Annotated in this window: 21 protein-coding genes; 10 read left to right on the forward strand and 11 right to left on the reverse strand. The window is 71.8% G+C overall.

What is annotated here, in order from left to right:
- Window positions 1–26: 26 nt before the first annotated feature.
- Window positions 27–950, reverse strand: coding sequence for a rhomboid family intramembrane serine protease (locus OG520_RS30090; RefSeq protein WP_406015248.1), 924 nt, complete (start codon window positions 948–950; stop codon window positions 27–29).
- Between the two features lie 148 nt (window positions 951–1,098).
- Between OG520_RS30090 and OG520_RS30095 the strand changes: the two genes are divergently transcribed.
- From OG520_RS30095 to OG520_RS30105, 3 genes are all read left to right on the forward strand, one after another.
- Complete coding sequence (locus OG520_RS30095) at window positions 1,099–1,845, forward strand: vWA domain-containing protein (RefSeq protein ID WP_406015249.1); 747 nt, start codon at window positions 1,099–1,101, stop codon at window positions 1,843–1,845.
- Complete coding sequence (locus OG520_RS30100) at window positions 1,842–2,405, forward strand: HutD family protein (protein WP_406015250.1); 564 nt, start codon at window positions 1,842–1,844, stop codon at window positions 2,403–2,405. The genes OG520_RS30095 and OG520_RS30100 overlap by 4 nt, the downstream gene beginning before the upstream one ends.
- Window positions 2,406–2,692: 287 nt before the next feature.
- On the forward strand, window positions 2,693–3,199 hold the full coding sequence (locus tag OG520_RS30105) for a pyridoxamine 5'-phosphate oxidase family protein (protein ID WP_399325793.1): 507 nt from the start codon (window positions 2,693–2,695) through the stop codon (window positions 3,197–3,199).
- Here OG520_RS30105 and OG520_RS30110 read toward each other — a convergent pair.
- From OG520_RS30110 to OG520_RS30120, 3 genes are read right to left on the reverse strand one after another with little or no spacing between them, the layout of a single operon-like run.
- On the reverse strand, window positions 3,179–4,195 hold the full coding sequence (locus tag OG520_RS30110; protein ID WP_406015251.1) for an acyl-CoA dehydrogenase family protein: 1,017 nt from the start codon (window positions 4,193–4,195) through the stop codon (window positions 3,179–3,181). The genes OG520_RS30105 and OG520_RS30110 overlap by 21 nt on opposite strands.
- The gene (locus tag OG520_RS30115; protein ID WP_406015252.1) at window positions 4,195–5,340 is read right to left on the reverse strand and encodes an acyl-CoA dehydrogenase family protein; all 1,146 of its coding nucleotides are present in this window, start codon (window positions 5,338–5,340) and stop codon (window positions 4,195–4,197) included. The genes OG520_RS30110 and OG520_RS30115 overlap by 1 nt, the downstream gene beginning before the upstream one ends.
- Window positions 5,340–6,230: an enoyl-CoA hydratase gene (locus OG520_RS30120; RefSeq protein ID WP_406015253.1), complete on the reverse strand. Its 891-nt coding sequence runs from the start codon at window positions 6,228–6,230 to the stop codon at window positions 5,340–5,342. Before OG520_RS30120 ends, OG520_RS30115 begins: the two co-directional genes overlap by 1 nt.
- 92 nt (window positions 6,231–6,322) lie before the next feature.
- On the opposite strand from OG520_RS30120, the gene OG520_RS30125 reads away from it, so the two are divergent.
- The 5 genes from OG520_RS30125 (at window position 6,323) to OG520_RS30145 (ending at window position 11,333) form a co-directional block, all read left to right on the forward strand.
- The gene (locus tag OG520_RS30125) at window positions 6,323–7,105 is read left to right on the forward strand and encodes an SDR family oxidoreductase (protein ID WP_406015254.1); all 783 of its coding nucleotides are present in this window, start codon (window positions 6,323–6,325) and stop codon (window positions 7,103–7,105) included.
- 54 nt (window positions 7,106–7,159) lie between these two features.
- Window positions 7,160–7,771: a TetR/AcrR family transcriptional regulator gene (locus OG520_RS30130; protein WP_385326901.1), complete on the forward strand. Its 612-nt coding sequence runs from the start codon at window positions 7,160–7,162 to the stop codon at window positions 7,769–7,771.
- Window positions 7,772–7,802: 31 nt separating this feature from the next.
- Entirely contained in the window at window positions 7,803–8,960 is a 1,158-nt protein-coding gene (locus OG520_RS30135) for an acetyl-CoA C-acetyltransferase (RefSeq protein ID WP_406015255.1), read from the forward strand.
- Between the two features lie 358 nt (window positions 8,961–9,318).
- Window positions 9,319–9,522, forward strand: coding sequence for a cold-shock protein (locus OG520_RS30140; RefSeq protein ID WP_003969786.1), 204 nt, complete (start codon window positions 9,319–9,321; stop codon window positions 9,520–9,522).
- A 176-nt stretch (window positions 9,523–9,698) separates the two neighbouring features.
- Window positions 9,699–11,333: a DEAD/DEAH box helicase gene (locus OG520_RS30145; RefSeq protein WP_406015256.1), complete on the forward strand. Its 1,635-nt coding sequence runs from the start codon at window positions 9,699–9,701 to the stop codon at window positions 11,331–11,333.
- Between the two features lie 52 nt (window positions 11,334–11,385).
- On the opposite strand, the gene OG520_RS30150 is transcribed toward OG520_RS30145, so the two are convergent.
- From OG520_RS30150 to OG520_RS30165, 4 genes are read right to left on the reverse strand one after another with little or no spacing between them, the layout of a single operon-like run.
- Complete coding sequence (locus OG520_RS30150; RefSeq protein WP_406015257.1) at window positions 11,386–12,456, reverse strand: NAD(P)H-dependent flavin oxidoreductase; 1,071 nt, start codon at window positions 12,454–12,456, stop codon at window positions 11,386–11,388.
- Window positions 12,456–13,235, reverse strand: a complete 780-nt coding sequence (locus OG520_RS30155) for a CoA-transferase subunit beta (RefSeq protein WP_406015258.1) — start codon at window positions 13,233–13,235, stop codon at window positions 12,456–12,458. The genes OG520_RS30150 and OG520_RS30155 overlap by 1 nt, the downstream gene beginning before the upstream one ends.
- Window positions 13,232–14,101, reverse strand: coding sequence for a CoA transferase subunit A (locus OG520_RS30160; RefSeq protein ID WP_399325778.1), 870 nt, complete (start codon window positions 14,099–14,101; stop codon window positions 13,232–13,234). The genes OG520_RS30155 and OG520_RS30160 overlap by 4 nt, the downstream gene beginning before the upstream one ends.
- A 2-nt stretch (window positions 14,102–14,103) precedes the next feature.
- Window positions 14,104–14,847 carry an enoyl-CoA hydratase family protein gene (locus OG520_RS30165; protein WP_406015259.1) on the reverse strand — a complete coding sequence of 248 codons (744 nt, stop codon included), beginning with the start codon at window positions 14,845–14,847 and terminating at the stop codon, window positions 14,104–14,106.
- Between the two features lie 98 nt (window positions 14,848–14,945).
- Between OG520_RS30165 and OG520_RS30170 the strand changes: the two genes are divergently transcribed.
- The gene (locus OG520_RS30170; RefSeq protein WP_406015260.1) at window positions 14,946–15,857 is read left to right on the forward strand and encodes an SDR family oxidoreductase; all 912 of its coding nucleotides are present in this window, start codon (window positions 14,946–14,948) and stop codon (window positions 15,855–15,857) included.
- Between the two features lie 200 nt (window positions 15,858–16,057).
- On the opposite strand, the gene OG520_RS30175 is transcribed toward OG520_RS30170, so the two are convergent.
- Entirely contained in the window at window positions 16,058–17,128 is a 1,071-nt protein-coding gene (locus OG520_RS30175) for a HEAT repeat domain-containing protein (RefSeq protein ID WP_406015261.1), read from the reverse strand.
- Window positions 17,129–17,335: 207 nt separating this feature from the next.
- Window positions 17,336–18,256, reverse strand: a complete 921-nt coding sequence (locus OG520_RS30180; RefSeq protein WP_399325770.1) for a hypothetical protein — start codon at window positions 18,254–18,256, stop codon at window positions 17,336–17,338.
- Between the two features lie 250 nt (window positions 18,257–18,506).
- Here OG520_RS30180 and OG520_RS30185 point away from each other — a divergent pair, with 250 nt between their 5' ends.
- Window positions 18,507–19,283, forward strand: coding sequence for a trypsin-like serine protease (locus OG520_RS30185; RefSeq protein WP_266420652.1), 777 nt, complete (start codon window positions 18,507–18,509; stop codon window positions 19,281–19,283).
- Window positions 19,284–19,325: 42 nt separating this feature from the next.
- Here OG520_RS30185 and OG520_RS30190 read toward each other — a convergent pair whose 3' ends face one another.
- On the reverse strand, window positions 19,326–21,131 hold the full coding sequence (locus OG520_RS30190) for a glycoside hydrolase family 35 protein (RefSeq protein WP_406015262.1): 1,806 nt from the start codon (window positions 21,129–21,131) through the stop codon (window positions 19,326–19,328).
- Between the last annotated feature and the right edge of the window lie 14 nt (window positions 21,132–21,145).

The raw sequence follows: 21,145 nt of genomic DNA on the forward strand, positions 1-21,145 counted from the left end.
CCTGCCCCGGTCCGGCCTGCCCCGGCTCAGCCCGTCAGCGCGGACGTCTTGAGCACCACCAGCAGCACCAGTACGGCGAGCACCACCACAGCCGCGGCGGCCTGAACCGTCGTACGGCGCTTCGCCGGGGCGTAGGCGTACGCGACGGTGACGATGCCGCCCGTCAGGAGCCCGCCCAAGTGGCCCTGCCACGAGGCGAACCCGGCCGAGATCAGCATCCAGATCAGAAAGCCGGCCATGAACCGGTTCACGGCCCGCATGTCGCGGCCCAGCCGCCGGTTGATGACGTAGAACGCCGCCCCGAGACCGAAGATCGCACCCGAGGCGCCCACCGTGCCGTCGAACGGCGCGATCAGATAGACCAGGACCGAACCGCCCAGCGCGGACAGCAGGTACAGCGCGAGGTAGCGGGCCCGGCCCAGCTGGTCCTCCACGACCCGGCCCAGGTTCCACAGCGCGTACATGTTGAAGAGGATGTGCAGCACCCCGAACGGCAGCGACCCCAGGGACGATCCGCCCGGCGGGAGATGCAGGAAGGCCCCGGTCAGCAGCCGGTACCACTCGCCGCCCACCACGCCGATCACATCGAAGCCGGGGAAGTCCCCGGCCTCGTAGACGTAGTGCCCGCCGTCCGGGCCGTTCAGCCCCGCACCGAGCGTCGCGAACCGGTCGACGATCCCCGGTCGGACCAACTCGCCCAGGTACGCCACGATGTTGAGGCCCATCAGCACATACGTGACGAGCGGCACCGCCGACCGCACGACCGCACCGCCGAACACCGTGCGCGCCTGCCGGACCGAACGCTGCCCCTCCTTCACGCACTCCACGCAGTGGTGGCCGACCGCGGCCTCACGCATGCAGTCGGGGCAGATGAAGCGTTCGCAGCGGGTGCAGCTCACATACGTCTCGTACGACGGATGGCGGTAACAGGTGGTGACCGCGGCGTCCACGGCAGGCTCCTTCAGGGGTGGGCGGACACGAGCGGCCGGTGGGGCGGCGGCAGATCAAGATAGCGAACGCCGCCCGACAGGGGCATACCTGAGTGGCTTACGCTCAGGGTTCTGACATGCCCGACACACCGAGGATCGGAGAATCCGCATGGCCGGCTCGTCCGTCGCCGCACCAGGTCCGGCCATCAGCCTCCGCACGATGGAGGAGAGCGCGCCCGCGCTGGTCAGCCTCTACAAGAGCGCCGCCGTCTCGCTGACCAAGCACCGCATGAGCGGCGAGCGCGCCGCGGTCTATCTGGTGCTCGACCACTCCGGCTCCATGCGGGAGTACTACAAGGACGGCAGCGTCCAGGCCCTGGCGGACCGGGTGCTGGGGCTCTCCGCCCATCTGGACGACGACGGCCGCGTCCCCCTCGTCGTCTTCTCCACGGATGTCGACGCCGTCACCGACATGGCCCTGGACAACCACCGCGGCCGGGTCGACGCCGTCGTGGTGGACCTCGGGCACATGGGGAAGACCAGCTACCACCTGGCCATGGACGCCGTCATCGACCACTACATCGACAGCGGCTCCACCGCGCCCGCGCTCGTCGTCTTCCAGACGGACGGCGGCCCGATCAGCAAGCACGCGGCGGAACGCTATCTCTGCAAGGCGGCGAAACTGCCCCTGTTCTGGCAGTTCATCGGCTTCGGCAACAAGCGGAGCAACCAGTTCGACTTCCTGCGCAAGCTCGACGAGCTGGCCGTACCCGCCAAGCGCGCCGTCGACAACGCCGGCTTCTTCCACGCCGGACCCGACCCGAGACAGGTCCCGGACGCCGAGCTCTACGACCGGCTCGTCGCCGAATTCCCGCAGTGGCTGGCCGCGGCCAGGGCCCAGGGGATCGTCAAGTGAGGGCGCGGGTGCTGCGGGCGGCCGACCGCACGGCCACGCCCTGGAAGAACGGCGGGGGAGTCACCCGGGAGATCGCGGCACACCCCGAGGGTGCGCCGATGGGCGCCTTCGACTGGCGGGTCAGCCTCGCCGATGTGGCCGAGGACGGGCCGTTCTCCTCGTTCCCGGGCATCGACCGGACCCTGACCGTGGTCGAGGGCGCCGGGATGGACCTCATGGTGGGCGGCGAGCACCACATCGTCGACGAGCCGTACTGGCCGCACGACTTCCCCGGTGACCTGGAGACCGACGGCAGACTGCTCGGCGGCCCGGTCGTGAACGTCAATGTGATGTGCCGCAGGGGGCGGACGAGTGCGGCGGTCGCGGTGGTGCGCGGCACCGTCCGGCTCGCGGCACCCCCGGGCGGGGCGGTCCTGGCCATCGCGCTGGAGGACGGTGCGGTGCTCGACGGCTCGGACATCGAACTCGACCGCTACGACGCGCTGTTGACGCGGGAGGAGGCGCCGGGCGTGCTGCGGACCCATGGCTGGGCCCTGCTGATCACCCTGTCGGCCGGATGACGACGGGCACCCGGCGGCCCAGGCCTGCCCGACCCTGATCCGCCGGACAGGCCCCAAGGGCTGTCCCGTAATCCCTGGCGGGCGTGCGACGACAGCTACGGCACCTCGCCGCGTTGTCGGAACGCCCGAATACATCCAGTATTCGGGCGTCCCTCCGCCTTGCGATGCACCGCATCTGACGCCGCACGCTGATCCACCAGGGATTACGGGACAGCCCTTAGCCGCCGATCGGGTGCGGCCGGGAAAAGCAGACAGAAGATGTCGGGATTCCAGGGTTCCATGGACGCATGACATCGAGTTCCTGGGAAGAGTTCCGCTCGGCGGAGCCGGCCTTCGCCGACACCGTCCGGACCCGCTTCGAGCAGTACAAGCACCACGTCCTGGCGACCCTGCGCAAGGACGGATCCCCGCGCGTGACCGGCCTCGAAGTGGATTTCCGGCTGGGCGAGCCCTTTCTCGGCATGATGCCGAACTCGCGCAAGGCGCTGGACCTGCTGCGCGATCCCCGGTTCGCGGTGCACGCCAACCCCGGACCGGACGCCGAGATGACCGACGGGGACGTCCGGATCTCCGGCCGCGCGGTGGAGGTGACCGACCCCGCCGTGCTGGCCCGCTTCATCGAGGAGGTGAAGCCACCGGAACCCTTCCACCTCTTCCGCCTGGAGCTGACCGAGGTGGTACGCACCGGTCTCGAAGGCGGCGACACCCTGGCCATCCAGGCATGGCGCCCCGGCCACCCGCTGCGCACCTTCCGGAGGGGCAACGACGACGGCTCAATGGGCGAGGTCTCCTGACGCGGCCGGCCTGTCGGCCAGCACCCGCGCCCGGCACGCCCCCGGCGTTCCCCACGCATCGCGCAGGGGGCGTGCCTTGCGCAGCCACAGCGACAGGTCCAGCTCCTGCGTGTACCCCACCGCCCCGTGCAACTGCAGCGCGGTCCGCGCCGCCGCGTACCCCGCCTCGCCCGCCGTCACCTTGGCCGCCGCCACCGCCGCCCCGGCGTCCGGAGCGCCCCCGGCGAGCGCGAGTGCCGCCCCGTACAGCAGCGGGCGGGCGAACTCCAGCCCGATCAGGGTGTCCGCCAGCCGGTGCTTGACCGCCTGGAAGGAACCGATGGCCGTACCGAACTGGGTGCGCTGTCCGACGTACGCGACCGTGGTCCGCAACAGCGCCTCGCCCGTGCCGAGCGCCTGGGCGGCCGTCGCGAACGCCGCCCACCGGGCGGCCCGCACCGCCGCCTGTGCCACCCGGGCCCCCGACGCGAGCAGCTCCCCGCCCGGCTCGGGGCGCAGCAGCCGACGGGCCGGGTCGGACGACGGACTCAGCTCGCCGGGACCCGGCGCGAGCCGCAACTCGTCGCCGGTCACCGTGAACACGGCGTCCACCGCGTCCGCGTCCAGCGCGTACGGCCCACACCCCGCCACCCGCAGCGTCGCCGATGCCGCGCCGGACGCCAGCCGGGGCAGCCACTCCTCGGCCGCCGGGCCGCCCACGTCCGCCAGCAGCACCGCGGCCGCGACCGTCTCCACCACCGGCCCCGGCACCACATGCCGCCCCAACTCGGTGAAGGCGACCGCGAGTTCCACCGGCAGCGGGCCGACGCCCTCGTACGCCTCCGGTACCGCGAGCGCGAACACCCCCGCTCCCGCCAGCCGCGCCCACAAGGCCGTGCCGGGGTCGTGGTCCCCGGCGGCCCAGGCCCGTACCACCGACGGAGTGTCCGAGGCGGTCAGCATCGCGTCCAGCGAGCGGGCGAACTCCCGCTGCTCGTCGTCGAGCAGGAAACGCATCAGCGCCGTCCCTTCGGCAGGCCGAGCAGCCGCTCGGCGATGATGTCGCGCTGGATCTCGTTCGTGCCGGCGTAGATGGGGCCCGCGAGGGAGAAGACATGGCCCTCGGCCCACTCGGATGCGGCGAGTTCCGCGTCCGGGCCGAGCAGATCGAGTGCGGTCTCGTGCAGCGCGATGTCGTACTCGGACCAGAACACCTTGTTCAGGCTGGACTCCGCGCCGATGGACGCCCCGGCGGCGAAGCGGGACGCGTTGGCGCCGGTGAAGAGCTGATACGCGCGCGCCCCGATCACCGCGTCCGCCACCCGGTCCCGCATCGCCGTGTCCGACGGATCGCCCTGGGCGCGCCACAGCGCGGCCAGCCGGTCGGCGGCGGCCAGGAAGCGGCCGGGGGAGCGGAGCGTCAGCCCGCGCTCGTTGCCCGTTGTCGACATGGCGATACGCCAGCCCTGTCCGGGCTCCCCGATGACGTCCTCGTCCGGTACGAACACCTCGTCCAGGAACAGCTCGGCGAAGGCCGGCTTGCCGTCGAGCCGCCCGATGGGCCGGACCGAGACCCCCGGCGCCGACAGGCCGAACATCAGATACGTCAGCCCCTGGTGCGGCTTGGCCGCACCGGGATCGGTACGGAAGATGCCGAACGCCCGGTCCGCGAACGCGGCCCGGGAGGACCAGGTCTTCTGCCCCGAGAGCAGCCAGCCGCCGTCCGTGCGCACCGCCCGTGAACGCAGCGACGCCAGGTCCGATCCCGCCTCCGGCTCGGACCAGGCCTGCGCCCAGATCACCTCACCGCTCGCCATCGACGGCAGGACCCGGGCCCGCTGCTCGTCCGTGGCGTGGTCGAAGAGGGTCGGGGCGAGGAGGTTGATGCCGTTCTGCGAGACCCGCCCGGGGCCGTCCGCCGCGTAGTACTCCTCCTCGAAGATCAGCCACCGGAAGATGTCGACGCCCCGGCCGCCGTACTCGGCCGGCCAGGAGACGACCGACCAGCGGTCCGCGTACAGCCTCGCCTCCCACTCCCGGTGCGCGGCGAAGCCCTCGGCGGTCTCCAGCGACGGCAGCGGCCCGGCGGGCACGTTGGCCCGCAGCCATCGGCGCGCCTCGGCCCGGAAGGCCGCCTCCTGCGCCGTGCAGGACAGATCCATCAGCCGTCCGCCTTCTTCTTCATCGAGGCGATGTCCATGCCGCCGAGCGGGTCCGCCGCCGTCTCCGCGTTGTGCGCATGGGCGAGGTGGTGCAGCCCGAAGACGGAGTCCATCCCGGTGTGCATTCCCTGGAGGTCCTCGGCCTGATTGACGGCGCGCTTGGCCAGCGCCAGCCCGAGGCGCGGCATCCCGGCGATCCGCAGTGCCAGCTCATGTGTGGAATCGGCGAGTTCCGCCCGCTCCACCACCTTGTTCACCATGCCGACCTCGTACGCCCGGCGGGCGCCCATCCGGTCGCCGGTGTACAGGAACTCCTTCGCGATCCGGGGCGGCATCACCCACGGGTGCGCGAAGTACTCGACACCGGGGATGCCCATCCGCACCACCGGATCGGCGAAGAAGGCGTCCTCGCTCGCCACGATCAGGTCGCAGACCCAGGCGAGCATCAGCCCGCCGGCCACGCACGCGCCCTGGACGGAGGCGATGACCGGCTTCGGCAGCTCGCGCCAACGCCGGCACATGCCCAGATAGACCTCCGACTCGCGGGCGAAGCGGCTCTCCGCCCCGGTCTTGTCGGAGTGGTCCCACCACAGGCCCGCCCTGCGCTCGAAGGGCAGATGCGCGTCGCGCTCGGGCGTGCCGATGTCATGGCCCGCCGAGAAGTGTTCCCCGGCGCCCGCCAGCACGGCCACCTTGACCTCCGGGTCCTCGGCGGCCCGGTAGAAGGCGTCGTCCAGGGCGTAGGTCATGGCCGAGTTCTGGGCGTTGCGGTAGCGCGGGCGGTTCAGCGTGATGTACGCGACCGGGCCGCGGCGCTCGTACAGCACCGGGCCGGGCCGGTGGCCGTCGGCGGAGGCGTCGTGGCCGGAGGCGTCATGGGCAGAGGGCATCGGCTCATCCTTCCCTAACAAGTGTTTGGTAGGTTAACGTACGGGCACGAGCACCGTCGAGGATCCGCGGGCCGGACCGAGGAGGTACAGGCGTGAGCGCACCGCAGTACGTATCCGGACACGGGCTGCTGGCCGGCCGCACCGCCGTCATCACCGCCGCCGCGGGCGCCGGCATCGGCGGCGCCACCGCCCGCAGATTCCTGGAGGAGGGCGCCCGCATCGTCATCGGCGACGCGCACGCCCGCCGGCTGAAGGAGACCGAGCAGGCGTTCGCCGAGGAGTTCGGCGCGGACCGCGTCGCCGCACTGCCCTGCGACGTCACCGACGAGAGCCAGGTCCAGGCGCTGTTCGCGCTCGCCGAACAGGTCCACGACGGCCTCGACGTCGTCGTCAACAACGCCGGGCTCGGCGGCACCGCCGAACTCGCCGAGATGACCGACGAACAGTGGACCAAGGTCCTCGACGTCACCCTGAACGGCACCTTCCGCTGCACCCGGGCCGCTCTGCGCTCCCTGCGGGCGGCGGGCCGCGGCGGCATCGTCGTCAACAACGCCTCCGTCGTCGGCTGGCGCGCCCAGAGCGGCCAGGCCCACTACGCCGCCGCGAAGGCGGGCGTCATGGCCCTCACCCGGTGCGCCGCGATCGAGGCCGCCGAGTACGGCGTACGCGTCAACGCCGTCGCACCCAGCCTCGCCATGCACCCGCACCTGGTGAAGGTCACCTCCGCCGAACTCCTCGACGAACTGACCGCGAAGGAGGCCTTCGGCCGGTACGCCGAGCCGTGGGAGGTCGCCAACGTCATCGTCTTCCTCGCCAGCGACTACTCCTCGTACCTGACCGGCGAGGTCGTCTCCGTCAGCAGTCAGCGTGCCTGACCGTGCGACGGCCGGGACACCCCCGACGGCGGCCGCCGGGCGGAGAATGGTCGGGTGCCTACCAAGAAGAAGCCCCAGGTGACCCCCTCGCCCGAGCGGCGCCGCGAACTGCTCGCCACCGCGGCCGAGGTCTTCGCCGCCCAGGGATACAACGCCACCACCGTCCGCAAGATCGCGGACGCGGCCGGGATGCTCGCGGGCAGCCTCTACTACCACTTCGATTCCAAGGAATCGATGATCGACGAGATCCTCTCGACCTTCCTCACCGAACTCTGGGAGGGGTACGACACGGTGCTCGCCGCCGGACTGGCCCCCAGGGAGACCATCGAGGCACTCGTCACCGAGTCCTTCCGGGAGATCGACCGCCACCGCGCCGCGGTCGCCATCTACCAGAAGGAGTCCAGGCATCTGGCCGCCCAGCCGCGGTTCCAGTACCTCGTCGACTCCCAGCAGAAGTTCGAGAAGGCCTGGCTCGGCACCCTGGAACGCGGCGTCGCCGACCACAGCTTCCGCGCCGACCTCGACATCCGCCTCACCTACCGCTTCGTCCGCGACACCGTCTGGGTCGCGGCGTCCTGGTACCGGCCGGGCGGACTGCACAGCCCCGAGGAGATCGCCCGCCAGTACCTCTCGATGGTCCTGGACGGCATCGCCCTCGACACCTGACCCCACCCGCGCTCACGGAGGAGCAGCAGACATGGCCGAGGCATATGTGGTCGAAGCGGTACGCACCCCGGTCGGCCGGCGCGGCGGAGGGCTCGGCGCCGTCCACCCCGCCGACCTCGGCGCCCATGTCATCAAGGCCCTCGTCGAACGGACCGGGATCGATCCGGCGGCCGTCGAGGACGTGGTGTTCGGCTGCGTCGACACCGTAGGACCGCAGGCCGGCGACATCGCCCGCACCTGCTGGCTGGCGGCCGGACTGCCCGAGGAGGTCCCCGGCGTGACCGTCGACCGCCAGTGCGGCTCCTCCCAGCAGGCCGTGCACTTCGCCGCCCAGGGCGTCCTCTCCGGCACCCAGGACCTGGTCGTCGCGGGCGGTGTCCAGAGCATGACGCAGATCCCCATCGCCTTCGCCTCCCGCCAGGCCGCCGAACCCCTCGGGCTGACGGGCGGCCCGTACGCGGGCAGCGCGGGCTGGCGCGCCCGGTACGGCGACGCACCGGTCAACCAGTTCCACGGCGCCCAGCTGATCGCCGAGAAGTGGGGCATCAGCCGCCAGGACATGGAGGAGTTCGCGCTCCGCTCCCACCGGCACGCGATCCGCGCCATCGACGAGGGCCGCTTCGCGCGCGAGACCGTCGCCCTCGGCGACGTCACCACCGACGAGGGGCCGCGCCGCGACACCACCCCGGAGAAGATGGCGGCGCTGAAGCCGGTCCTGGACGGCGGCACGATCACCGCCGCGTGCTCCTCGCAGATCTCCGACGGCGCCGCCGCCCTGCTCATCGCCTCCGAGCGCGCGGTGGCCGAGCACGGCCTCACCCCGCGCGCCCGCGTCCACCACCTCTCGGTACGCGGCGAGGACCCGATCCGCATGCTGTCGGCACCGATCCCGGCCACCGCGTACGCGCTCAAGAAAGCCGGAATGACCATCGACGAAATGGACCTCGTCGAGATCAACGAGGCATTCGCCCCCGTCGTGCTGGCCTGGCTGAAGGAGACCGGGGCCGACCCCGACCGGGTCAACGTCAACGGCGGCGGGATCGCCCTCGGTCACCCGCTCGGCGCAACCGGAGCAAAATTGATGACGACTCTGCTGCACGAACTGGAGCGCACCGGCGGCCGCTACGGACTCCAGGTCATGTGCGAGGGCGGCGGTCAGGCGAACGTGACGATCATCGAACGGCTCTGACCCCGGACCCGGCCGGGCACGGTCGCCGAACCCCTCCGACACGGTCGCCGAACCGCTCGGGCACCGGTCCCGGCAACGATTCCGGTGGCGTTCCGAGACCGCTCCCGGCCAGTTACCACAAGGGCCGGGACAAGAATCCGCCGGTCGGCGGCGCGGTGTGTTCCCACCGCGGACCGGCGGAACGTGCTACGGTTGCCGAGTTGCAGTTTTGGTACCCATGAACTTTATGTGCGCCTGACGGGAATGCTTCCTCAGGCGCATTATTGTTTTCCGGCTTTCTCCGGATGGGGCTCAATGCGGCGACTTGAAATTCGTAAAGTGCGGATTTCCGGCACTGCACCTCTTTTAGGAGAATGACATGGCTACTGGAACCGTGAAGTGGTTCAACTCGGAAAAGGGCTTCGGCTTCATCGAGCAGGACGGCGGCGGCGCCGACGTCTTCGCCCACTACTCCAACATCGCCACCTCGGGCTTCCGTGAGCTCCAGGAGGGCCAGAAGGTCTCCTTCGACGTCACGCAGGGCCAGAAGGGCCCGCAGGCGGAGAACATCGTCCCGGCCTAATTGCCGGACGCGTACCTCGCAGCCGGGGCCCGCACCGTGAAGGTGCGGGTCCCGGCTTGTGCTGTCCCCAGGACATGGCGAACACGCACGCCTGCCCACAGCGCTCCCCAGCAGTCCCACGCAGTTCTCAGGAATCCCCAGGACTCCTCAGGAATCCCCCAGGAGGGCAATTCCGTATGACCCGCTCCGAACGCCAGGACCGACCCGCCCGCAACCGCCCGTCGAGGGGGCGCGGCACGGCCCCGGCAAAGGCAACCGCTAAGGGTTCCGGCAAGGGATCCGGCAAGGCGTCGCCCCGTCGCAGGGCCACGCCGCCGCAGGGCGAATTCGCCCTGCCCGAAACCATGACCCCCGCACTGCCCGCCGTAGAGGCGTTCGCCGAGCTGGACATGCCCGCAGCCCTGCTGAAGACCCTTGCCGCGCAGGGCGTCACCGAACCGTTCCCGATCCAGGGCGCCACCCTGCCGAACTCGCTCGCAGGCCGGGACATCCTCGGCCGCGGCCGCACCGGCTCCGGCAAGACCCTCGCCTTCGGCCTCGCCCTGCTGGCCCGCACCGCCGGACGGCGCGCCGAGCCGAAGGCGCCGCTGGCGCTCGTCCTCGTCCCGACCCGCGAGCTCGCCCAGCAGGTCACCGACGCGCTGACGCCGTACGCGACGTCCGTGAACCTTCGCCTTGCCACCGTCGTCGGCGGCATGTCGATCACCAAGCAGTCCGGCACGCTGCGCCGCGGCGCCGAGGTGCTCGTCGCCACGCCCGGACGGCTGAAGGACCTCATCGAGCGCGGCGACTGCCGCCTCGACCAGGTCGCCATCACCGTCCTCGACGAGGCCGACCAGATGGCCGACATGGGCTTCATGCCGCAGGTCGTCGCCCTGCTCAAGCAGGTCGAGCCGGACGGCCAGCGGATGCTGTTCTCCGCGACGCTCGACAAGAACATCGACCGGCTGGTCAAGATGTTCCTGACGGACCCCGTCGTGCACTCCGTCGACCCGTCCGCCGGCGCCGTCACCACGATGGAGCACCATGTGCTGCACGTGGCCGACGAGACCGACAAGAAGGCCGTCGCCACCAGGATCGCCGCCCGCGACGGCCGGGTGATCATGTTCGTGGACACCAAGCGCGCCGCCGACCGGTTCGCCAAGCGGCTGCTCGCCAGTGGTGTACGGGCCGCTGCCCTGCACGGCGGGCGCTCGCAGCCGCAGCGCAACCGGACCCTGGACCAGTTCAAGAACGGCCAGGTCACCGCGCTCGTGGCGACCAATGTGGCGGCCCGCGGCATCCATGTCGACGACCTCGACCTGGTCGTGAACGTGGACCCGCCGACCGACCACAAGGACTACCTCCACCGCGGCGGGCGCACCGCGCGCGCCGGGGAGTCCGGCAGCGTCGTCACCCTGGTGCTGCCCGAGGAGAAGCGGGAGATGACCCGGCTGATGGCCGACGCGGGCATCGCCCCGCGGACCACCCGGATCAAGTCCAGCGACGAGGAGCTCACCCGGATCACCGGGGCCCGTGAGCCGTCCGGTGTCGCGATCGTCATCGAGGTCCCGCAGCCGACCCCGCCGAAGCAGCGCACGCGCTCGGGCGGGGCCGCGGCGGGCGGCACCGGCTTCCGCTCGGGCAGCCGCGGCCGGGGCCGGCGCGGCGCCGGACAGGGCGGCGGCGAGGCCCGCGGCACGGGCGGCGCCTCCCGCACCGCGGCTACGGGCGGCGGCCGTGCCAACGGCGAGTCGCGCGGCGCGGGTGCCGGGCGCTCCGGGGCCGGACGCGGCGGCGCGGCGGCGGGACGTGGCCGCAGGGCCGCGTAGCCGTACGGATATGTAGCGGACAGGGCGGCGCCCGGAGAGATCCGGGCGCCGCCTACGCGTCCGCGCCCTCCGCCCGCTCCGCGCGGGTCACCGCGCCCAGCGCCTCGTGGGCCTCGGCCATCACCCGGTCCACCAGCTCCGCGCAGCTGGGCAGATCCTCGATCAGGCCCGCCACCTGGCCCGATGCCATCACCCCCAGATCCGTCCGGCCGTCGACCATGGACGCCTTCAGGAGCATCGGCGTGTTGGCCGCCAGCAGGACCTGGCTCCACGACAGGTCCTTGCCGTGCCTCATCGCGAGACCGTCGCGCACCATCCGGGACCAGCTCATCCCGGAGATCCGCCGGAAGCCCGCCGCCCGGCGCACCGCCTGGGCCAGCGCCCGGACCCGGCCCGCGTGCTCCAGCGCGGCGACCATCTCCGTACGCAGCATCCGGTGCGGGAGCCCGTCCACCGCCGTGGTGACCGTGATGTCCTTGACGCCCGCCGCCAGGTACCGGGCCTTCACCGCGTCCGGCACGGTCGAGTCCGACGTCAGCAGGAACCGCGTACCCATCGCGATGCCCGCCGCCCCGTACGCCAGCGCCGCGACCAGGCCCCGGCCGTCACGGAAACCGCCCGCCGCGATCACCGGGATGTCCACCGCGTCGACGACCTGGGGCAGCAGCACGGTCGTCGCCACCTCACCGGTGTGCCCGCCGCCCTCGCCGCCCTGCACGATCACCGCGTCCGCGCCCCATGCCGCGACCTTCTCGGCATGACGCCTGGCGCCGATCGACGGGATCACGATCACCCCCGCGTCCTTCAGCTCGGCGATGAGCTCCTTCGAGGGGGCCAGCGCGAAGGACGCCACCTTCACGCCCTCGTCGATGATGATCCGTACCCGCTCGCGCGCGTCGCCCGCGTCGGCGCGCAGATTGACGCCGAACGGCTCGTCCGTACGGGACCCGACCTCCCGCACCGCCGCCCGCAGCTGCTCCGTGGTCATCGTCGCGGAGGCCAGGATGCCGAGGGCGCCGGCGCGGGCCGTGGCGGAGACCAGGCGGGGGCCCGCGACCCAGCCCATGCCGGTCTGGACGATGGGGCGGCGGATGCCTACGAGGTCCGTGAGCGCCGTCCGCATCAGACCCTGACCTCGCGGTTCCGGGTGCCCTGCGGGTCGATGACCTCGCGGATCAGGGACAGCTCCGCGGCGGTCGGCTCCCGGGTGTAGGGGACGTCGTCCGCGATGGTGAGCGCGAAACCGGTGGCCTCGCGGACCTGGTCGACGGTGACGCCGGGATGCAGCGAGGCCAGGCGCATCGAGCGGTCCGGGGTCGCGAAGTCGAGGACGCCGAGATCGGTCACGACGCGCGGGATGCGGTGGTAGCGGGTCGCCGAGGGACCGGCCGCGGCGGCACTGTCGTAGCCGACCCCGCAGATCATGTCGACGCGCTCGACGAAGACCCGGGTGGAGTGCCTGGGCACCCAGTAACTGACCGGGTTGTTCAGGGTGTTGACCGGGGCGCCGCGCACGCCGAGCAGTTGGCGGGCGGGCTGTTCCCAGTCACCGATGCAGGAGATGTTCTGGTTGCCGAACCGGTCGATCTGGCTCGCCCCCATCATCACGTGACGCCTGCCGCCGGTGACCATGGTGAGGTGATGACGGTAGGGCAGCCAGCCCTCCGTCGTGCCGTCCGGGCCGACGAGCAGCGCCTCGCCGTCGGTGAGCAGCAGATCGGGCGAGAAGGTGCGCCGGGCGAGCCGGGCGCCGACGGACGGGACGAGGCCCATCGGGCTGGCGAGCACCTCACCGTTGTCGCGCCAGGCCTCGGCACAGGCGATCACGCAGTACTCGGCCCGGGTGGCCGCGGTCGTGGCCGTGATCGCGTTCACGGGCGCGTTCGCGTTCTCCGTGGTCATTTCTGCTCCTCGTGCCAGGTCCGGACGGCCGACTGGTAGCTCTTCTCGTCGCCCTCGGCGGGCAGGAAGCGGTCGCTGAAGGCCGCCCAGGCGGCGGGGTCGGCGGCGGCGGTCGCGTACGCCTGCTGGAACGCCTCGTCGCGCGGGTGGTCGGGCACGCAGGAGGTGAAGTGCGCGCCGTTCGGGGTCTCGACGACGCCGGTGACGGAGTGCCGCTTGACGAGGAGGGTCTGCGGGGCGGCGTTCCCGGTCAGCTCGGCGGTGTCCACGAGGCGTTCGCAGGAGACGTACGCGGTGTCCGCGGCCTCGCAGAACAGGTCGTCGAAGTACGGGTCCGGGCCGAGGTACTGGCCGTTGCCGAACCGGTCGGCGCGGTTCAGGTGGACCAGCGCCGCGTCCATCCGCAGCGCGGGCATCGCGACGAACTCCTCGCCGTCCTCGTACGGCGAAGTCACCGTGCGCAGGCCCGGGTTGACCCGCATCACGTCGGAACCGATACCGGCCCGCACGGGGAGGAACGGCAGCCGGTTCGCGGCGGCGTGCAGTCCCCACATGAACATGGCCTCGTCGATCTCCATCAGTTCGAACGCGCCGCGCTGGCGGGCGGCCCTGAAATGGGGTTCGAGCGGGATCGAGTCGAGCGTGGCGAAGGCCGCGACCAGTTTCCGGATCCTTCCGGCGGCGGCGAGCAGCCCCACGTCGGGGCCGCCGTACGAGATCACGGTGAGATCGGTGATCCGGGAGCGGAGCAGCGCCCGCACCAGCGCCATGGGCTTGCGGCGCGAGCCCCAGCCGCCGATACCGATCGTCATCCCGCTGCTGAGCCGGGAGACGACGTCGTCGGCGGTCATGGTCTTGTCGGTCATGGTCATGCCTCCTTGCCGAACGTTTCGCGTACGCGGTCGGCGATGCCACTGAGGTTGGCCTCGAAGGTGAAGCCCTGCTCGAAGCGGTAGCTGCGGCGTACGTCCACCGGGTCGATGCCGTTGATGGCGGCCTTGGCCAGCCGGATCAGATACCCGTCCTTGAGAGCTATCTCGCCCGCCAGCTCCAGTGCCGCACCGAGGAGTTCGTCGCGCGGTACGACCTTCCAGACCGAGCCGTGGGCGTGCAGTTCGGCGGCGGTGGCGGTGCGCGAGGTGTAGTAGAGCGCGCGCATCAGATGCTGGGGCACGAGCCGGGCCAGATGGGTCGCCGCACCGAGCGCGCCCCGGTCCAGCTCGGGCAGGCCGAACGTCGCGTCGTCGCTCGCCACGATCGCGTCCGCGTTGCCGACGAGGCCGATGCCGCCGCCGAGGCAGAAGCCGTTCACCGCGGCGACGACCGGGACCTCGCACTCGTACACGGCGGCGAACGCCTCGTAGCAGCCGCGATTGGCGCCGATCAGGGTGGCGTGCCCGGTGTCGCGCTGCATCTCCTTGATGTCGACGCCCGCGTTGAATCCGCGTCCGGTGGCGGCCAGCACGACGCAGCGGACCTCGGGGTCGCGGCCCGCCGCGCGGAGTGCGTCGGCGAGGTCGTACCAGCCCCGCACGGGCAGCGCGTTGACGGGCGGATGGTCGACCGTGACGAGTCGGATGCCCTTGCGGGGACTTGTGGTGGAGACACCCATGAGTGAATCAGCTACCTTTCCACCAAACATTTGTTAGGTGTGGAAGGTAGCAGCCTGCCCCCGCATCGCCAACAAGGAGACAAGTGGGGAGACGAGTGATGACTGGTCTGTGTGACGGCCGCGTGGTGATCGTGACGGGAGCGGGGCGCGGGCTCGGCCGGGCCCATGCGCTCGCCTTCGCCGCCGAGGGTGCGAAGGTGGTCGTCAATGATCTGGGCGTCGGCCCCGGCGGTGACGGCGGCTCCACCGGCCCGGCCCGGCAGGTGGTGGAGGAGATCGTGGCGGCGGGCGGCGAGGCGGTCGTCCACGGGGGCGACATCGCCACGACCGAGGGAGCCGCGTCACTGGTCACCGCCGCGCTGGAGACCTTCGGACGGCTGGACACCCTGGTCAACAACGCGGGATTCCTGCGCGACCGGATGCTGGTGAATCTGGACGAGGACGACTGGGACGCCGTGATGCGGGTCCATCTCAAGGGCCACTTCCTGCCGTTGAGGCACGCGGCCGCGCACTGGCGGTCCGAGGCGAAGGCGGGCCGCGTACCGGCCGCCCGGGTGATCAACACCAGCTCCGGCGCGGGGCTGCTCGGCAGTGTCGGCCAGGGCAACTACTCCGCAGCGAAGGCCGGGATCGTCGGTCTGACGCTGGTCGCCGCCGCGGAGATGGGCCGGTACGGGGTCCAGGTCAACGCGATCGCCCCGGCGGCCCGGACCCGGATGACCGAGCAGACGTTCGCGCAGGCGATGGCGGCGCCGGGGGAGGGCGGGTTCGACGCGATGGCCCCGGGGAACGTCTCCCCGCTGGTGGTGTGGCTCGGCTCGGCCGCGAGCGACGGGGTGACCGGGCGGGTCTTCGAGGTGGAGGCCGGGCGGATCACGGTCATGGAGGGCTGGCGGCCCGGCCCCACCGCGGACCGGGGCGCGCGGTGGGCGCCGGCGGAGGCGGGGGAGGCGGTACGGAAGCTGCTGGCGGAGGCGGCGTCGGCGCAGCCGGTGTACGGGGCGGAGTAGGGCCTGTCCGGTTCTGATCCGCCGGACGGACTCCGGTGGTGTGCCGAGTGGGGAGACCCCGTGGCGGGGGCCGCCCCGCGGGCGTCGGCTCGGCCGGTGTCACTCCTTGCGCGGGCCCGGGAGATGGCGCCGCACCTTGTTGCTGGGGTCGGCGGCCAGCCGGTCGATCCTACGGCCCACTTCCCGCGGGTCCAGAATGCTCAGGGCCCGCCAGGCCTCGGCGCGTACGCGGACCCTGGGGTGGGCCGTGAAGTCCAGGATCCTGGGCACGTCGCACGCGCTGCCCAGGTCGGACAGCCCACCGAGCGCGCCGATGGCGGTCGCGTCCGGCACGGAAGCCGGTGCCAGGGCGTCGCGATACACCTGCGGCGCGAGATCCGTGTGCCCGCGGGCGTACAGCGTGGCGCGGGCGTGGTAGCGGATCCGGGCGTCCGGGTCGAGCACGGCCCGCCGCACATGCGCCTCGCCCTGCGGGCTTCGGGCCCTGGCCCGCAGGCCCGCAGGCGTATACGGGGGCTGCTGCTGCCTTCGAGGAACGGGAGCAGTGCGTCCTGCTCGGCCGGTGTCAGCCGTGAGGACGTGGCGGTGCGGGCGGCCCACTGCCACAGGGCGGGGTCCCGGGTCGTGAACGCGGTCCCGACGGCCGCGACCGGATCGGTCCGGGCGAGCCACCGCAGACAACTCCCGCGCACCAGGGGGTCGTCCGATTGGGCACCCTGCCACAGCGCGTCCGTCCCGGCGCGGTGGAGAAGGCCCTCCACCGCGGTCAGTACCCGGCCGGCCCTGCGGCGGCCACGCAGTCCGTCGATGAGGGGGAGAAGCCGGACGAGGAGTTCCACGTGTTCGGGACCCAGTCGTGCGGCCACCGCGCCCTGCGCGAGAACCCGCACCTCCTCGACCGGATCGTTCAGCCGCAGCAGGAGGAAGGGGACCGCGAAGGGGTCCGTGGTGCCGGCGAGGCGTGCGACGCCCGCCTCCCGCAGATATCCCGACCGGTCGAACGACATCAGGGCCGCCACGGAAGTGCCGTGCCGCTCGGCCGTCGCGTCGTCCGGCGTCCGGTCACCGGCCAGCGCACCGCGACCGAGTGCGCCGAGGCTGTAGTGCCGGCTCCGGTAGCCCGATTCGAGCCGTATCAGTTCATGCGGAGTCACCCTTCGGAGCACGCCGTCGAGATGGCGCGCCGCCAGGGCGGGTTCCTCGTTCCACGAGAAGATCACGCGGACGACGTCGTCCAGCAGCCACGACCAGCCGACTCCGGAGACTGTCATCTCGCCCTCCCCCATCCGCCCGTGGCCGTTCCCCATCCGCTCCGAAGGTTACGTGCCCGTCTCCCTCGCCGGACGAGGAGTGCGGCGGTGGAGACCGGACCCCGGGTCCGCCGCGGCTCCACGGCTCAGAGGCTGTCGGGTGACCTCCGATCGGGAAGCGTGCGTGCCAGACCGTGGCTGCCCGATTGGAGGTCACCCGACAGCCTCTCAGGTGCTGCAGTCCAGGACCGTCCGGCACAGCCCGCAGCGCGCCCGCACCCGGCCGCGTACCGGAACGCGGATGCGCTGGTGGCAGGTGGGGCAGGCGAAGGAGACGCGCAGTCCGTCCGGGCCGCCCTCGAAGGTGTACGGAACACCGGGGGCCGCGGGGGCGCCCGGATGGTCCCGGGCCTGCCGCCGGTCCTTCGCGTAACGGCGGCGGCCCGCCCAGCCCGCCGCCGCGAGCGGCGGCTGCCGGGTGTCCTGGAGGGCCTGTGCGCGCCCCTTCGTATAGGCCTCGTAGGCCTGCGGGCTGGTGAACCAGGGGGACGGGTCCTCGTCGAAGGCCGACGCCCGCTTGGCGAGGACGTATCCGAACTCCTCCGGGGTGAGATAGCCGAGCTTCTGGCTGGAGACCTGGTCCTCGCGGAAGGCGTCGAGCAGCAGCCAGCCCGCGCCCAGGTACGTGGTCACGGTGTCGGTGAGGATCTCGTTGTCGCGCGTACCGGGGAACTCCAGGCCGAGGCGGTGCAGCAGCACGTGGGTGACCTCGTGCGAGAGCGCGGCGCCGATGTCCCTGCGGTGGGTGCGGAAGCGGTCGTTGAGTTCGACGAAGTACTCGGGCCCCGCGGCCAGTTCGACACCGGCGGCGTGTTCCATCGCCCGGAAGCCGACGATCATGCGGGCGTCCGGCAGATGCAGATGCTGGACCACCGCCCGCGCCACCCGCTGGGCGCCGAGATGCAGATCGTCCTGGTCGGAGAAGGCGGCGTCGACCGGGGCGAGGCTCGTGGCGTAGCCGCGGACACCGTCGTACGAGAGCCGCCGGTACAGCGCGGTGATCGCGGACCGGACCGTTTCGAGATGCGGGAAGCCGTGGACCACCGGACTGCTGGTGCTCCGGCCGTGGTTCCGGTTGTCGTCCGCCATGTCCCACCCCCGTCCGCGAGGATCGACCGGCTTTCACTGTAGCCGCAACGCCGTGGGTGATCTTGGCCGGAAAGTGATCCTTGTGGGGGTCGTGATCATTTCCCGATAATCCGAACCATGCCTTTGTCGGGGGCATGACCATCGGTGCGGTGCTGTGCCGTCCGTGGTCAGAACCCGGCTCGGGCGCAGGTACTCCCCACAAGCGCACACGTACCCCCCACAAGCACCCCCCACGAAAGAAGGCAGTCCCTTGAAGCAGCTTCTGCGTGCCGTGAAGAGATGTTCCGTCATAGCCGCCGTCGTCCTCGCGGCCGTCAGCCTCCAGCCCGCCGGAGCGTCCGCGGCCCCCCAGCCGGTCGTCGGCGGGACCCGCGCCGCCCAGGGTGAATTCCCGTTCATGGTCCGGCTGTCGATGGGCTGCGGCGGCGCTCTCTACGCCAAGGACATCGTCCTCACCGCAGCGCACTGCGTGGACGGCTCGGGCAACAACACCTCCATCACCGCCACCGCGGGCGTCGTCGACCTGCAGTCCTCCAGCGCGATCAAGGTCAAGTCCACCAAGGTCCTCCAGGCTCCCGGCTACACCGGCGCGGGCAAGGACTGGGCGCTCATCAAGCTCGCCAAGCCGATCGACCTGCCGACCCTGAAGATCGCCACCAACACCACGTACAACAACGGCGACTTCACCATCGCCGGCTGGGGCGCGGCCAGCGAGGGCGGCGCCCAGCAGCGCTACCTGCTCAAGGCCTCCGTACCGTTCGTCTCCGACGCCGACTGCCAGGCCGCGTACGGCAGCGACCTCGTCCCCGGTGACGAGATCTGCGCCGGGCTGATCGACACCGGCGGCGTGGACACCTGCCAGGGCGACTCCGGCGGCCCCATGTTCCGCAAGGACAACGCCGGAGCCTGGATCCAGGTCGGCATCGTCAGCTGGGGCCAGGGCTGCGCCGAGCCCGGCTACCCCGGTGTGTACAGCGAGGTCTCGACGTTCGCCGCGAACATCGCGTCCGCGGCAGCCACGCTCTGACCCCGGCCCCGGCCGGGGCAGCCGTCCCGGCCGGTACCTGAGTCACACCTGAACATCCCCGGGGGTGCCCGTCCGGACGGGCACCCCCGCACCCAGCTCCGCGTACGGCGCGCCCGCACCCTCCAGCTCCAGCACCCACACCTCGTTGACACCCTCCCGCAGCACCGGCCCCGGCACGTACAGCGTCCGCTGCGCACCCACCGACCAGTACCGTCCCAGGCAGAAGCCGTTCACCCACACGAACCCACGCGTCCAGCCCGGAAGTTCGAGCCCCGCGTGCCCGGTACCGCCCACCCCGGCGACCTCGAACGTCCCCCGGAACAGACCGGTGGGCCCGGCCTCCCCGGCACTGCCGAACGCCACCTTCGCCACCGCGTCCGCCTCCTCGAACGCATCGAGACGCAGCGCCCGCGCCCGCACCCCGTGCAGGTACTGCCGCTCGTGCCGCACCCCGCCCGTGATCCCCTTGGGCTCACCGAGCCGCGGCCCGTAATTGACCCGGCCCAGCGACTCCACCCACAGCTCGACCTCCGCGGGCCCGGCCACCGGCTCGTCCAGGGCGCTGTCCTCCTCGGTCAGCACACCCTCCCGGACCCCGTTCACATACACCACGGCCCGGTCCCGGAGCCCCGTCACACTCAGCTCGTACGGCCGGCGCGGACCGGGCACCCCCACCCGGTAGCGCACCAGACCCCGGTCGACACCCAGCTCCTCGAAGGTCGGCGGAACACCGGACGGCGCCGCCTCCTCGTCACCCAGCGCCTCCAGCACGGCATTCAGCGGCGCCCACTCCGTCAGCTCGGCCCGCACCGGAACCGCAAGCCCGGCAGGCTCGGGCGGCAGCTCCGGAAGCGGCCCGTCCGCGTACTCGGCGAGCACCTCGCGGAACAGCCGGAACTTCTCCGTGGGACGGCCGTACTCGTCGATCGGAGCGTCGTAGTCGTACGAGGTCACCGTCGGCAGGAAGTCCTGGTCCTGGATCGGACCGGACCGGTTCGCCCCCGCCCACCCGGCGAAATTCGTCCCCCCGTGCGCCATGTAGATGTTCACCGACGCCCCGCACTCCAGGACCTCCCGCAGCGCCTCGGTGGCCTGCTCCGGCTTCCGCACGATCGGCTCGGCACCCCAGTGCTCGAACCACCCGCACCAGAACTCCATGCACATCAGCGGCCCCTTCGGCTGATGGCGGCGCAGCACCTCGAACGCCTCCCGCGCACCCGACCCGAAGTTCGCCGTGGCCAGCAGCCCCGGCACGGAACCGCCCGTGAGCATGTGGTCCTCCGGCCCGTCGGAGGTGAACAGCGGCACGGTCACCCCGCGCTCACGCAACATCCCGGCCACCCGCTGGAGGTAGACCTGATCGGAGCCGAAACTCCCGTACTCGTTCTCCGCCTGGACCATGATCACCGGCCCGCCGCGCCCGATCTGCCGCTGCACCACCTGCGGCAGCAACGCCGTGAACCACCGCTCCACGGCACCCAGGTACTCCGCGTCACGGGACCGCACCCGCCGGCCGAACCGCCCCGTCACCCAGGCCGGCAGACCACCGTTCTCCCACTCGGCACAGATGTACGGTCCCGGGCGGACGATCGCCCACAGCCCGGCCCGCTGCGCCGCGTCCAGGAACCGGCCGAGCGCCGCCACGTCCCGGAACCGGCCGGGCCGCGGCTCATGCAGATTCCACGGCACATACGTCTCGACACAGTTCAGCCCCATGGCGCGCAGCATCGACAGCCGGTGATCCCACTGGGCCTCGTGCACCCGGAAGTAGTGCAGGGCCCCGGACAGCAGCCGTACGGGCTTCCCGTCGAGCCGGAAGTGGTCGTCCCCCACGGTGAAGTCAGCCATCGTGCTCGTACTCT

Source organism: Streptomyces sp. NBC_00984, from assembly GCF_045162475.1.
In the GTDB taxonomy this organism is placed as follows: Bacteria; Actinomycetota; Actinomycetes; order Streptomycetales; family Streptomycetaceae; genus Streptomyces.